Origin of the sequence: Candidatus Methylomirabilis sp., assembly GCA_036000645.1 — a bacterium.
GTDB lineage: Bacteria > Methylomirabilota > Methylomirabilia > Methylomirabilales > JACPAU01 > JACPAU01.
Map to the genome: position 1 here is coordinate 1 of DASYVA010000146.1, position 12825 is coordinate 12825.

16 protein-coding genes are annotated in these 12825 nt (G+C 67.9%); all 16 read right to left on the reverse strand.

Annotated features, from left to right (window positions below):
• The coding region (locus tag VGT06_08195; protein HEV8663102.1) for an NADH-quinone oxidoreductase subunit D at nucleotides 1-741 on the reverse strand (741 nt) is incomplete at its 3' end.
• A gap of 14 nt (nucleotides 742-755) precedes the next feature.
• Nucleotides 756-1268 carry an NADH-quinone oxidoreductase subunit C gene (locus VGT06_08200; protein HEV8663103.1) on the reverse strand — a complete coding sequence of 171 codons (513 nt, stop codon included), beginning with the start codon at nucleotides 1266-1268 and terminating at the stop codon, nucleotides 756-758.
• Entirely contained in the window at nucleotides 1259-1615 is a 357-nt protein-coding gene (gene ndhC, locus VGT06_08205) for an NADH-quinone oxidoreductase subunit A (GenBank protein ID HEV8663104.1), read from the reverse strand. The genes VGT06_08200 and ndhC overlap by 10 nt, the downstream gene beginning before the upstream one ends.
• A gap of 65 nt (nucleotides 1616-1680) precedes the next feature.
• The gene (atpE, locus tag VGT06_08210) at nucleotides 1681-2037 is read right to left on the reverse strand and encodes an ATP synthase F0 subunit C (GenBank protein ID HEV8663105.1); all 357 of its coding nucleotides are present in this window, start codon (nucleotides 2035-2037) and stop codon (nucleotides 1681-1683) included.
• A gap of 109 nt (nucleotides 2038-2146) precedes the next feature.
• Entirely contained in the window at nucleotides 2147-2920 is a 774-nt protein-coding gene (gene atpB, locus VGT06_08215) for a F0F1 ATP synthase subunit A (protein ID HEV8663106.1), read from the reverse strand.
• Between the two features lie 33 nt (nucleotides 2921-2953).
• Nucleotides 2954-3169 carry an AtpZ/AtpI family protein gene (locus tag VGT06_08220; protein HEV8663107.1) on the reverse strand — a complete coding sequence of 72 codons (216 nt, stop codon included), beginning with the start codon at nucleotides 3167-3169 and terminating at the stop codon, nucleotides 2954-2956.
• Nucleotides 3170-3244: 75 nt separating this feature from the next.
• Nucleotides 3245-4696 (reverse strand): NADH-quinone oxidoreductase subunit N, encoded by a 1452-nt coding sequence (locus VGT06_08225; protein HEV8663108.1) that lies wholly within the window; start codon nucleotides 4694-4696, stop codon nucleotides 3245-3247.
• Entirely contained in the window at nucleotides 4693-6243 is a 1551-nt protein-coding gene (locus tag VGT06_08230; protein ID HEV8663109.1) for an NADH-quinone oxidoreductase subunit M, read from the reverse strand. Before VGT06_08230 ends, VGT06_08225 begins: the two co-directional genes overlap by 4 nt.
• A gap of 12 nt (nucleotides 6244-6255) precedes the next feature.
• Nucleotides 6256-8229 (reverse strand): NADH-quinone oxidoreductase subunit L, encoded by a 1974-nt coding sequence (nuoL, locus tag VGT06_08235; GenBank protein HEV8663110.1) that lies wholly within the window; start codon nucleotides 8227-8229, stop codon nucleotides 6256-6258.
• Nucleotides 8230-8239: 10 nt separating this feature from the next.
• Nucleotides 8240-8548, reverse strand: coding sequence for an NADH-quinone oxidoreductase subunit NuoK (gene nuoK, locus VGT06_08240; GenBank protein HEV8663111.1), 309 nt, complete (start codon nucleotides 8546-8548; stop codon nucleotides 8240-8242).
• Between the two features lie 235 nt (nucleotides 8549-8783).
• Entirely contained in the window at nucleotides 8784-9272 is a 489-nt protein-coding gene (locus tag VGT06_08245; protein HEV8663112.1) for an NADH-quinone oxidoreductase subunit J, read from the reverse strand.
• Nucleotides 9273-9288: 16 nt separating this feature from the next.
• Entirely contained in the window at nucleotides 9289-9789 is a 501-nt protein-coding gene (locus tag VGT06_08250; protein HEV8663113.1) for an NADH-quinone oxidoreductase subunit I, read from the reverse strand.
• Nucleotides 9790-9808: 19 nt separating this feature from the next.
• Nucleotides 9809-10852: an NADH-quinone oxidoreductase subunit NuoH gene (nuoH, locus tag VGT06_08255; protein HEV8663114.1), complete on the reverse strand. Its 1044-nt coding sequence runs from the start codon at nucleotides 10850-10852 to the stop codon at nucleotides 9809-9811.
• A complete protein-coding gene (locus VGT06_08260; GenBank protein ID HEV8663115.1) occupies nucleotides 10849-11961 on the reverse strand; it encodes an NADH-quinone oxidoreductase subunit D in 1113 nt (370 codons plus the stop codon). The genes nuoH and VGT06_08260 overlap by 4 nt, the downstream gene beginning before the upstream one ends.
• A 47-nt stretch (nucleotides 11962-12008) precedes the next feature.
• On the reverse strand, nucleotides 12009-12608 hold the full coding sequence (locus VGT06_08265) for an NADH-quinone oxidoreductase subunit C (GenBank protein ID HEV8663116.1): 600 nt from the start codon (nucleotides 12606-12608) through the stop codon (nucleotides 12009-12011).
• A gap of 20 nt (nucleotides 12609-12628) precedes the next feature.
• Nucleotides 12629-12825 (reverse strand): hydroxyacid dehydrogenase (locus VGT06_08270; GenBank protein HEV8663117.1); only part of this gene is annotated, 197 nt, incomplete at its 5' end.

The following is a 12825-nucleotide window of genomic DNA, read 5'->3' on the forward strand; positions in this document are numbered from 1 at the left end:
GACATCGCCGTTCTGCCCCAGGGAGATGTCGAAGTGGAACCGGTCGTAGCCGGAGTCGGGCCAGGCCTTCCGGATGTCCCAGGGGACGCCCGACGCGCGCAGGCTCGGCCCCGAGACCCCCAGGGCAATCGCCTCCTCCCGCTTCAGGACGCCCACCCCCACGGTCCGCTGTGTCCAGAGCGGGTTTCTGGTGAGGAGGTCCTCGTACTCGTCCACCCGCTGGGGGAACTCCCCGATGAAGTCCCGAACGGCCCGCTCGAAGCCCTCGGGGAGGTCCGCCATGAGCCCGCCCACCCGGATGTAGGACGACATCATCCGCTGGCCACTCACCATCTCATACAGGTCCAGAATCTTCTCCCGCTCCCGGAAGCAGTAGAGAAAGACGCTCATGGCCCCGATGTCGAGGGCATGGGTCCCCAGCCAGACCAGGTGGCTCTTGATGCGGGTCAGCTCGGCCATCATGACCCGGATGACCTCGGCCCGCTCCGTCGGCTCGATGCCCAGGAGCTTCTCCACGGAGAGGACGAAGGCCAGGTTGTTCGACATCGGGGCCAGGTAGTCCATGCGATCGGTGACCGTGATGGCCTGCTGGTACCGCTTCTCCTCCATGATCTTTTCCATGCCGGTGTGCAGATAGCCGATGTGGGGGACGCAGCGGACCACCACCTCCCCGTCCAGCTCCAGGACCAGGCGGAGAACCCCGTGGGTGGAGGGGTGCTGCGGGCCCATGTTCAGCATCATGGTCCGGGTCTCGGTCACCGCCGCCCCTCCTCTTCCCACCACCGGGGCTCCGTGGTGACCGGGAAGTCCTTGCGGAGCGGGTGGCCCTCGAAGTCGTCCGGCAGGACGAGCCGCCGGAGGTCGGGGTGGTCGCGGAACGGGATCCCCATGAGGTCATAGACCTCCCGCTCCAGCCAGTTGGCCCCCTCCCACACGCCGGTGAGGGTCGGGACCGGCTCCCCTTCCGGGACCCGCACCTTCAGCCGGAGGCGGCTGCTGCTGCGGAGGGAGGTGAGGTGGTAGACCACCTCGAACCGGGGCGAGGCCTCGGGCAGGCGCAGCCGGTCCACGCTGGTCAGGTCGGAGAGGAACTCGTAGCGCAGCTCGGGGTCATCGCGCAGGAAGCGGCAGACCTCCGGGATCACTGCGGGGGCCACGACCACCGTCACCTCGCCCCGCACGTGCCGGACCTCCCGGACCGCGTCCGGGAACCGCTCCCGGAGCTTGGCCACCGCCCGGGGCTCCTCTCGCCCCCCGCCTACTCCCACTCCAGGCCCCCCTTCCGCCAGACGTAGGCAAGCCCCAGGGAGAGGACCCCGAGGAAGGCGACCATCTCCCAGAAGCCGAACCAGCCGAGCGAGCGGTAGATGACCGCCCAGGGGTAGAGGAAGACGATCTCGATGTCGAACACGATGAAGAGCATGGCGACCAGGTAGAACCGCACGGCAAACCGGTCCCGGGCCGACCCGACCGGCGTGATGCCGCACTCGTAGGGAGCCAGCTTCTCGGGGGTGGGGTGCCTCGGACCGATGAGGGACGAGAGGAGGATCGATCCTCCGGCGAAGGCGACCGCCAGGAGGATCAGGATGCCGATGGGCAGGTACTCGATCAGCATGTGAAGGTTGGTACGAGTGGCCTCCAGAAAATCGGGAAGGGGCCGGACGGCCCCTTCCCGCCAGGTTACCCCTTCAACAGCTCGGCGGCGAAGGGGTTCGCGAACAACAGGATGAGCGCGATGAGCAGCACGTAGATGGCCAGCGACTCGATGAAGGCCAACCCGATGATGAGGGCCGTCTGGATCCGGCCCGCGGCGTTCGGCTGCCGGGCCATCCCGTCGAGGGCCGCCGCGACGGCGCGCCCCTGGGCGAAGGCAGCCATGGCCGAGGCGATGGCCATCCCGAAGCCACCCGTGACTACGGTCATCCAGAAGTACGTGGTGTCCCTCGCCCCGGCCGGCTCGGCCGCTCCAGCCACCGTCGCCAGGGCGAGAAGGAGGCCTGCGGCCACGACCACTCCCACCCCCCGCGTTCCCTTCATGCACCGTCCTCCTTTCCCTCCAACTGCTCCTGGGGTCCGCCGGCGCCTGCGTGAGGAGGGGTTGACGGGCCGGCCGCGCCGGAGGCGATCCGGGCAACCCCGCGGGGGCTCAGGGTTCCTCGTGGGCGTGCTCCACGGCCCCCGCGATGTAGATCGTGGAGAGCATGACGAACACCAGCGTCTGCACGACGCTGGTGAAGATGGCCAGCCCCATCATCGGCAGCGGCGCGATCAGGGGGGCCAGGAAGAACAGGAAGAGGATCACGGCGTCCTCCCCGAAGATGTTCCCGAAGAGCCGGATGGAGAGGGAGAGAACCCGTGCGCAGTGCCCGATCACTTCCACCAGGACGAACACGGGGACCATGATCGGCCCCATCACGATGAGAAGGGCCTTCGGCAGCGAGCCCACCGGGCCCAGGAAGTGCTTCGCGTAGGTGAGGGCCCCCTGCTCCCGGACCCCGAAGTAGTGGTAGGCGACGAAGATCGTGAGGGCCAGGGCGGCCGTGGTGTTGATGTTCGCCGTCGGCGACTTGAACCCCGGGACGAGGCCGAGCAGGTTGGCCACCAGGATGAAGAGGCCCACGGCCCCCAGGAGGGGGAGGTACTTCCGCCCGTGATGGCCGATGATGGAGTCAATGACGCCGGTGAAGGCTTCGAGCGTCACCTCCAGCGCGTTCTGCAGGGGGCCGGGCACCGGCTGGAGGCGGCGGGTACAGAGGACCGAGAGTGCGGTCAGCAGGGCGATCACCAGCCAGGCCATCGCCACATGGTCCGGGACGAAGGCCCCCGGCAGCCAGGGGGCGAGGAAGTTCGGGATCATGAAGATCGCGGAATGCTCGATGGCCTCCACGGCGCTCCCGTCCCGGCGGCGTCTGGCCGCCATGTTCCGCTTTGCACAAACTCGGGCAAAAAAAATTCAGGCGCGCGTGGCCCGTCGGATGTCCCGCAGGACCTGCCGGAAGCCGGCCGTGACGCCGAGCAGGAGCCCCAGGATCAACCCCCAGGGCTCGCTCCCCAGCCAGCGATCGGCCAGGATGCCCACGCCCACCCCGATGGCCGTCGCCACCGCCAGGGTCAGCCCCAGGCCGGCCAGGAGCCCCACCTGCCGCCAGGGGGATGGTTCGCCCCGCATCGCTTCTCACCGAGTATACCGCCGGACCTCGCCAGCGGGCAAGCGCGGCGCCCGCCGGACCGGCGGCCCGCCCCCCTACCCCAGGACCCCCCGGATGGAGGCCCGCGCCACCTCGAGGAAGGGCTCGGGGTAGACCCCGATGACTAATGTCCCGAGGAGGGCCAGGGCCAGCGCGGCCGTCAGCGCCAGCGACCGGTTCACCGGCAAGGACGACGGGCTCTCCCGCATGTACATCACCATGGCCACCCGCATGTAGTAGAAGAGGGAGATGACGGTGTTGACGACCCCGACGACGGCCAGCCAGTAGATCTTGCTCTCGATGGCTGCGCTGAACAGGTAAAACTTCCCCACGAACCCCACCGTGGGCGGGATGCCGGTGAGGCTTAAGAGGAAGATCAGCATGGCGAAGGCGGCCGCCGGGTGGGCCTGGGCCAGCCCGGCGAAGTCCTCGATCCGGTCCCCCTTCACCTGGCCGCTGCACAGGTAGACGACCATGGCGAAGGCGCCCGCCGTCATGAAGTAGTAGGCCAGGACGTACAGCAGCATGGCCGAGATGCCGAGCTCCGTCCCGGCCGCCAGCCCGATGAGGGTGTAGCCCACGTGGGCGATGCCGGAGTAGGCCAGCATCCGCTTGATGTTGGTCTGGGCGATCGCCACCACGTTCCCCACGGTCATGGTGAGGGCCGCCAAGACCGAGAACAGCAAGGTCCAGTTCACCTGGAGCATCGGCATGGCCAGGAAGAAGACCCGGAGCAGGGCGGCGAACCCCGCCGCCTCCGAGGCCACCGCGATGTAGGCGGTGACCGGCGTCGGGGCGCCCTCGTAGACGTCCGGGATGTACATGTGGAACGGGACCATGGCGATCTTGAACCCGAACCCCGCCGTGAGCATCACCATCCCCACGACCAGGGCGGGGTTGGTGAGGGGGACGCCCCTGAGGGCCGCCCCCACCTCCCGGAGGTCCAGGGTGCCCGTGAGGCCGTACAGCATCACCATCCCGTAGAGGATGACCCCCGAGGAGAAGGCGCCCATCAGCAGGTACTTCAGGGCCGCCTCGTTGGACTTCTGGTCCCGCTTCAGGTAGCCGCAGAGCACGTAGATGGAGATGGCCATGGTCTCCAGCGCCACGTAGAGGGAGAGGAGGTTCCCCGCCGCCCCCATCAGCATCATGGCCGCGGTGGCGTAGAGGGTGATGGCGTAGAACTCGCCCGCCCCCACCTGCTCGACCCTGAGGTAAGGCATGGCCATTAAAATGATCATCAGGGTGGCCACCAGGAAGATCACCTTGAAGTAGACGGCGAACGGGTCCACCAGGAGCATGCCGGAGAAGCCGACGGCCCGCTGCCCCACCTGGCCCGCCGCGAGCCCCCCCGCCGCCAGCAGTCCCGCCACGCTGAGCCAGCCGAGCGCCGTCCGGACCCGCTCCCCGAGGCAGAAGTCGAGGACGAGGACGGCCGTCGCGCATCCGGCCACCATCAGCTCCGGGAGGAGGAGCCAGACGTCGGCGGGGTTGAAGGTGGTGCTCATCGGACGGTCTTCGCCTCCTCCGGCAGCCGCGGCGCCGGCGCCTCCGCCCGCAGGGCGGCTGTCGCGTTGACCTTCTGAATGACCTTGTTCACGGAGGGGGCCATGGCGTTCAGGAACGGCATGGGGTACAGCCCGATCCAGAAGCAGAGGATAATGATGGGGACCAGCGTGGCCAGCTCCCGGCCGTCCAGGTCCGTCAGGGTCCGGTTCTCCTCGTGGGTGATGGGCCCGAACATCGTCCGCTGGTAGAGCCACAGGAGGTACGCCGCCCCGAGCACGATGCCGATCGCCCCGGCGGCGGCCCACCGCCAATCCACCCGGAACGCGCCCAGCAGGATCAGAATCTCCCCCACGAACCCATTGAGGCCGGGCAGGCCCATGGAGGAGAGCATGATAATGGCGAAGCAGGTGGCATAGACCGGCATGACTCCGCTCAGGCCGCCCAGGTCGGCGATCATCCGGGTGTGCCGCCGGTCGTAGATGAGACCGACGATGAGGAAGAGGGCCCCGGTGGAGAGCCCGTGGTTGACCATCTGGAGGATGGACCCCTGAATCCCCTGGGCGTTCAGCGCGAAGATTCCCAGGGTGACGAAGCCCATGTGGCTCACCGAGGAGTAGGCGATCAGCTTCTTCATGTCCGGCTGCACGAGGGAGACCATGGCCCCGTAGATGATCGCGATGACGGAGAGGAGCACGATGAGCCAGATGAACTCCCGGCTGGCGTCGGGGAGCATGGGGAGGCTGAAGCGGAGGAACCCGTAGGTCCCCATCTTCAGTAAGACGCCGGCCAGGATGACGGAGCCAGCCGTGGGCGCCTCCACGTGGGCGTCGGGGAGCCACGTGTGGAACGGGAACATGGGGACCTTGATGGCGAAGGCGATGAAGAAGGAGAGCCAGATCCACCACTGGTAGTTGGGCGGCAGGCCCGGCTCCACCATCCGGAAGATGTTGAAGGTGTACTCCCCCGTCTGGGCGTGGTGGTAGAAGAAGATGGCCAGGATCCCCAGGAGCATCAGGACGGAGCCGAAGAGCGTGTACAGGAAGAACTTGATGGCGGCGTAGAGCTTCCGGGGCCCCCCCCAGACCCCGATCAGGAAGTACATGGGGACCAGCATGACCTCCCAGAAGACGTAGAAGAGGAAGAAGTCCAGGGACACGAAGACCCCCAGCATCCCCGTCTCCAGGAGCAGCATGAAGACCATGTACTCCTTCACCCGCTCCGTGATGGGCCCCCAGGAGGCCAGGACCGAGATGGCGCTGAGGAGCGTGGTCAGCAGGATCAGCCAGAGGCTGATCCCGTCCAGCCCCACGAAGTACGACACGCCGATGGCCGGGATCCACGGGACCTGCTGGACGAACTGCATGTCGGCCGTGGCCATGTCGAAGCGCCAGGGGATCCAGAGACTGAGGACGAACGTGGCCGTCGAGAAGGCGAGGGCTAGCCCCCGGATCGGGGCGAGCCGGCCCGGCGGGGCGAGGAGGATCAGGACGGCCCCGACCGTGGGCAGGAATGTGATCAGGGTCAGGATCCAGCCGTCGAGCGCCATGGGCCCCCTCTCCTAGAAGAACAGGTACAGGCTGACGATGGCGAAGATCCCCAGGGCCATCGCCATGATGTAGTTCTGGACCAGGCCGGTCTGCACCCGCTTCACCCGGTCGCTCCCCTCTTGCAGGGCGTCGGCGATCCAGTTGACCAGGCCGTCCACGATGGCCAGGTCCAGGCGCCAGGCGGAAAAGGCGCTGGCCCCGACCGTCGCGGTCGCCGCCCGGTTCACCGCTCCGTCCACTATCCGGTCGTCCCCTCGCCAGGCCAGCCGCGAGAGCCCCAGCAACCCGTTGACGAAGACGGCGTTGTACAGCTCGTCCACGTAGTACTTCCGGGCCAGGAGCGTATGGAGGGGGCGCAGGGACCTCGCCAGGCGCTCCGGCAGCGCCGGGGAGACCACGTAGAGCTGGTAGGCCAGCAGGATCCCGGCCCCGGCGATCGCCAGCGAGACGAGGGCCAGGCCGACCTCGAGGGACAGGCCGGCCTGTGCCGGCTCCGCGTGGGCGGCTGCCACCGCCGGGGCGAGGAACCGGTGGAAGAGGCCGTGCTCCGGTGGGAATCCGAGCACCGCCCCGATGCCGACCGCGAAGACGGCCAGGGTGAGTAACGGTCGGGTCATGACGGGCGGGGCCTCGTGCACGTGCCCGGCCAGGTGGGGGTCCAGCCGGGAGGGGCCCGCGAAGGTGACGAAGTAGAGGCGAAACATGTAGAAGGCGGTCAGGAAGGCCCCGGCGGCCCCGAGGGCCCAAAGGACCGTGTGTCCCCCGCTGTAGGCGGCGAAGAGGATCTCGTCCTTCGACCAGAACCCGGCGAAGGGGAAGATGCCGGCGTTCGCCAGGGCCGCGATGAGAAAGGTGGTGGCCGTGATGGGCATGACCTTCCGGAGGCCTCCCATCTTCCACATGTCCTGCTCGTGGTGCAGTGCGTGGATCACGGCCCCGCAGCCGAGGAACAGGAGGGCCTTGAAGAAGGCGTGGGTCACCAGGTGGAAGATGCCGGAGGTGTACGCGCCGAGCCCGGCCCCGAGGAACATGTACCCGAGCTGGCTGATGGTGGAGTAGGCCACCACCCGCTTGATGTCGTTCTGGGCGCAGGCGATCGTGGCGGCGAAGACGGCGGTGAGCGCCCCCACCGTCGCCACGACCTCCGCGCTGAAGGGGGCCAGCGCGTACAGGGCCCCCGAGCGGGCCACCATGTAGACCCCGGCCGTCACCATGGTGGCGGCGTGGATCAGGGCCGAGACCGGCGTGGGGCCCTCCATGGCATCGGGGAGCCAGACGTAGAGGGGGAGCTGGGCGCTCTTCCCGACCGCCCCCACGAAGAGGAGGAGGGTGAGGACGGTCGCGACCGTCCCCCCCGCGGGGAGGAGCGCCGGGGCCTTCGCGAAGATCGTCTGGAAGTGGAAGGTCCCGAAGACCGTCCAGAGGAGGAAGAGGCCCAGGAGGAACCCGAGGTCCCCGATCCGGTTCACGATGAAGGCCTTGTTCCCGGCCGTCGAGGCGGAGTGCTTCTCGTACCAGTAGCCGATGAGGAGGTACGAGCAGAGCCCCACCCCCTCCCAGCCGAGGAACAGGACCAGGTAGTTGTTCGCCAGGACCAGCATCAGCATGGCGAACATGAAGAGGTTCATGTAGGTGAAGAAGCGCGGGTAGCCCGGGTCGTCGTGCATGTAGCCGACGGCGTAGACGTGAATGACGAACCCCACGAAGGTGACGGTCAGCATCATGACCGCCGAGAGCGGATCCACCAGGAAGCCGACGCTGACCCGGAAGTCCCCCGCCGCCATCCAGGTGTAGAGGTCCCAGTCCAGGGTGGCTCCCCGGAGGACGACGTCCACGAAGACCAGGAGGGCGACGAGGCAGGAGAGGCCGGCCGCCGGCACCGCCACCAGGTGGGCTCTCTCCCGGATGACCGTGCGGCCGAACAGGCCGTTCACGATCACCCCCAGGAGGGGGAGGACGGGGACCAGCCAGACGAGGGAGACCATGGGGAGGCCCCTACCACTTCATGAGGTTGATCTCGTCCACGTTCACCGTGCGGAAGTTCCGGTAGAGCCCGAGGACGATGGCCAGCCCCACCGCGGCCTCCGCCGCGGCGACCGCGATCACGAAGACCGCGAAGACCTGTCCCTGGAGGGCCGACTTGGGCAGGTAGCGGGCCAGGGCGATGAAGTCCAGGTTCACCGCGTTCAACATCAGCTCGATGCTCATCAAGATGGCGATGGCGTTGCGGCGGGTGAGCGTCCCGAAGACCCCGATGGCGAAGAGGACGGCGCCCAGGACCAGGTAGAAGTGGAGGGGAACCACGGCTAGCGCCACTCCAAGTAATGCGGCCCACTCCTGCCAGACCGTTCTCCCGCGGGTCCTGTCGCCGGCGTGCCCCACTCGCGCCCGGGCTCCGTCACCCGCTCAGCCCCTCCCGCAATGCGCGGCATTGCGGCAGGAGGCCGAGGGGGTCCCACTCCGCCCGGCCGCTCGGGGGCAGCCGCCGGCGCCACCCGCGGCTCGGCTGCAATCCTCGGGGCAGTTCGTTGGCCCGGCACTAGCGGTCCTTTCGGGCGAGGAGTATCGCCCCGACCATCGCCACCAGGAGCAGGATCGAGGCTACCTCGAAGGGCAGGACGTGGCTGGTGAGGAACATGGTGCCGAGCGACGTGGTCGAATCGAGGGGCGCCGGGGGGGGGCCGACCGGCCGGATCCCCTGCCAGGCGGCGTAGACGAGGACGACCAGGATGCCCCCGCTCACCAGGGCCCCGGGAATCACCTGTTCGTTGAAGATCTCCATCCCCCTGGGGGAAAGCCGGCTGGTGAGCATGATGGCGAAGAGGAGGAGGATGGTGATGCCGCCGATGTAGAGGAGCACCTGCACCGCCGCCAGGAACTCGGCGTCCAGCAGGACGTAGAGGGCCGCCATGCCGAAGAAGGTAAAGATGAGGGCGATGGCGGAGTGGACCAGGTTGCGGCCCAGGACCACCATCAGGGCGGCCGCCACGACGAAGCCGGCGAAGAGGAAGAAGAGAGCCGTGGTCATGGACGCGGGCCCGTGTTCATTTGCGCGCGGGCGCCTTGGCCGCCCTGCCCGCGGGGAGCCGCGGGGTCGTGGGGGTCGGCACGAACCCCGGCGCCGTCAGCTCGTGGATGTCAATGAAGAGGTCGGTCCGGCTGAAGCCGCCGAACTCGTAGTTGCCGGTCCACATGGTGATGGCGTCGAAGGGGCAAACCTCCACGCAGAGGTTGCAGTACATGCAGAGGTTGTGGTCGATGTCGAACTCGATCGGGTGGCGGACCTTCCCCTTCCCCTCCCCCACGATGTGGATGCACTTGGTCGGGCAGATCACGGCGCAGAGGTCGCAGGCGGTGCACTTGAGCTTTCCGGTGTCCAGGTCCACGGTCAGGTAGTGCTTGTTCATGGCCCGGAGGGGCATCTCCCGCTTCTCCTCCGGGTACTGGACGGTGATGGCCGGGGTGAAGAGGTACCGGAGCGTGATGGCCATGGAGGAGAGGATGCTGATGAACCCGAACCAGATGTCCGAGAGGTATCGACCCATGGGCTTCTCCCCTGGCGGCCTACGCCAGCAGGACCGCGACCCCCGTCACGACCAGGTTGGCGAAGGCGATCGGCAGCAGCACCTTCCAGCCCAGGTGCATGAGCTGGTCCACCCGCAGCCGCGCCAGCGACCAGCGGATCCACAGCATCACGAAGAGGAGGAAGAAGGTCTTCCCCAGGAACCAGAATGGGGCCAGCGCCTCCGGCCCCGGCCCCTGCCAGCCCCCCAGGAAGGCCGTCGTGCCAATCGCGCAGACCGTGAACATGTTGGCGTACTCCGCCAGGAAGAAGATGGCGAACCGCATCCCGGAGTATTCGACGTGGAAGCCGGCCACGAGCTCCGACTCCGCCTCGGGGATATCGAAGGGGAGGCGGTTCGTCTCGGCAATCGCACAGGTGAAGTAGGTGAAGAAGGCGACCAGTTGGGGGACGATGAACCAGAGGTGCCGCTGCGCCTCCACGATCTTCGTCATGCTGAGCGAGCCGGCCAGCATGATGGGACCCAGCAGGGAGACCACCAGGGGGATCTCGTAGGAGATGCTCTGGGCCGCCGAGCGCATCGCCCCGAGCGTGGCGTACTTGTTGTTGCTGCTCCATCCGGCCATGATGATCCCGAGCACGGTGAGGGAGGAGACGGCGATCAGGTAGAGGATCCCGATGTTCAGGTCGGTCACGATCAGGCCGGGGCCGAAGGGGAGGACCACGTAGGCGGCCAGGGCGGAGGCAAAGACGACCATGGGGGCCAGGATGAAGACGGGCCGGTCCGCCCCCCGCGGGATGATGTCCTCCTTGAGCAGGAGCTTGACCCCGTCGGCGATGGACTGCGCCCACCCGTGCCAGCCCCCCACCCGCATGGGGCCGAAGCGGGCCTGGATGTGGGCGCTGATCTTCCGCTCCCACCAGATCAGGAACATGGCCACCACGGAGATGAACCCGATGATGATGCTGACCACGACCAGCATCTCGACCAGCTCGACGACGAGCCAGGGCACGCCGAACGCCGCGAGGGCGGTGTAGAGCCAGTCGAGGGCACGGACGTGGTGGGCCGACGGGACCGGGATCACCGGTCCACCTCTCCCAGCACGATGTCGATGCTTCCCAGCACGGCGACCGCGTCGGCGAGGAGGCAACCGGGCAGCATGGCGGAGATGGCGGACAGGTTCACGTAGGCCGGGGAGCGGACCTTGTAGCGATACGGGCGCTTCGACCCGTCCGAGACGATGTAGTCGCCCAGCTCCCCCCGCGGACTCTCCACCCGGGAGTAGAGGTGGCCCACCGGCGGCTTTATGCCGGTGGGGACCTTCGCCATGATCGGCCCCGGCGGGATGTCCCGGAGCGCCTGCTCCACGATCTTGACGCTCTCCTCGATCTCCCGCCGCCGGACCCAGAACCGGTCCCACACGTCCCCCCGCTCCCCCACCGGCACGTCGAAGTCGAACCGGTCGTAGATGGAGTAGGGGTCGTTCTTCCGGAGGTCCCACCGGATCCCGCTCCCGCGGAGCATCGGCCCGCTCACCGCGTAGGCGCGCGCATCCTCCTGGGTGAGGATCCCGACCCCCTGGGTCCGCTTCTGCCAGATGATGTTGTCCGTGGTCAGGCGGTCGTACTCCGGAAGCCGCGGCTTGAACCACTCCAGGAAGGCCTTGCAGTCCCCGATCCAGCCCTCCGGGAAATCCATCGGCATCCCGCCGATCCGGAAGAAGGAGTAATTGAGCCGCTGCCCGCTCACGGCCTCGAAGAGGTCGAGGACCATCTCCCGCTCGCGAAAGCACCACATGAAGATCGTGAAGTTCCCCAGGTCGAGACCGAAGGTCCCCAACCAGATGAGGTGGGAGGCGATCCGCTGGAGCTCCCCGAGGATGACGCGCATGTACTCGGCCCGCTCGGGGATCTTGATCCCGGCCACCTTCTCCACCGCGGTGACGTAGCCGAAGTTGTTATACATGGAGGCCAGGTAGTCCAGGCGGTCGGTGTAGGGGATGATCTGGATGTACTCGCGGTTCTCCCCAATCTTCTCGTGGCAGCGGTGCAGGTAGCCGATGTAGGGCCAGACATCCAGGACGATCTCCCCGTCCAGCTTCAGGAGGAGGCGGAGCACCCCGTGGGTGGACGGGTGCTGCGGCCCCATGTTCACGTACATCTCCTCCATGGTCTCGGAGGCGCGGGTGGCCATCAGCTCCTCGGCCGTCGGCGCCGGCGTGATGGCTCGCGTGACCATGGCTAGTCCCCTTCCTCGGGCGGCGCCTCGGCGTCCCGGCTGAAGAGGCGCGCCCGCCGCTTCTTCTCGGCGGCGTCGAACCGGGGCATCCGCTCGTCCTCGTAGTCCTTCCGGAGGGGGTACCCCAGCCAGTCCTCCGGGAGAAGGATCCGCCGGAAGTCGGGGTGCGCCTCGAAGACCACCCCGAACAGATCGTAGGTCTCCCGCTCGTGCCAGTTCGCCCCGGCCCAGATCGGGACGACGCTCCGGACGCGGGGGTCATCCCGCGGGAGGAAGACCTTCATCTCCACCTTGACCGGCTGGCTGAGGGAGGAGACGTTGTAGACCACTTCCAACTGCTTCTGGGCGATCCAGTCCACGCCGCAGAGGCAGTTCAGGTACTCGAGGCCCATGTCCGAGAGGGTCTGGGCCACCTCCACGTTCCGGTCGGGGCGGACCTGGAGCACCACCTCCCGGCCCCGGGTCCGCGCCTCCACGATGGCCTCCCCCACCTTCGCCCGCAGGGCCGTGAGGAACGCCTTCGCCTCGGGCGTCCCCTCCGCCTCCGCCATCCGGGGCGGCGCCGCCTCTGCCTTGTGCGTGCCCTTCGCGGCTTCCGCCACCGTGCACCCTCCGGCCGTCGCTAAACCGTCGCCCCCGCCGGCGCGGCGGCCGGGGCCCCCGCGCGCGCGGGGCGGGCAATGGACATCCGGGCGATCTTCTCCTGGAGCTTGAGCACGCCGTAGATCAGGGCCTCGGGGCGGGGGGGGCAGCCGGGGACGTAGACGTCCACCGGGACGACCTGGTCCACCCCCTTCACCACGTGGTAGCCCTCGTAGT

Bases quoted from the DNA above. Each gene is read 5' to 3' on its own strand.
- VGT06_08245 (HEV8663112.1), bottom strand. From the start codon at position 9,272: ATGACCACGGCTCTCTTCTTCCTCTTCGCCGGCTTCGTCGTGGCGGCC.
- atpB (HEV8663106.1), bottom strand. From the start codon at position 2,920: ATGGCGGCCAGACGCCGCCGGGACGGGAGCGCCGTGGAGGCCATCGAG.
- VGT06_08260 (HEV8663115.1), bottom strand. From the start codon at position 11,961: ATGGCCACCCGCGCCTCCGAGACCATGGAGGAGATGTACGTGAACATG.
- ndhC (HEV8663104.1), bottom strand. From the start codon at position 1,615: ATGCTGATCGAGTACCTGCCCATCGGCATCCTGATCCTCCTGGCGGTC.
- VGT06_08250 (HEV8663113.1), bottom strand. From the start codon at position 9,789: ATGGGTCGATACCTCTCGGACATCTGGTTCGGGTTCATCAGCATCCTC.
- VGT06_08225 (HEV8663108.1), bottom strand. From the start codon at position 4,696: ATGAGCACCACCTTCAACCCCGCCGACGTCTGGCTCCTCCTCCCGGAG.
- VGT06_08230 (HEV8663109.1), bottom strand. From the start codon at position 6,243: ATGGCGCTCGACGGCTGGATCCTGACCCTGATCACATTCCTGCCCACG.
- nuoL (HEV8663110.1), bottom strand. From the start codon at position 8,229: ATGGTCTCCCTCGTCTGGCTGGTCCCCGTCCTCCCCCTCCTGGGGGTG.
- atpE (HEV8663105.1), bottom strand. From the start codon at position 2,037: ATGAAGGGAACGCGGGGGGTGGGAGTGGTCGTGGCCGCAGGCCTCCTT.
- VGT06_08220 (HEV8663107.1), bottom strand. From the start codon at position 3,169: ATGCGGGGCGAACCATCCCCCTGGCGGCAGGTGGGGCTCCTGGCCGGC.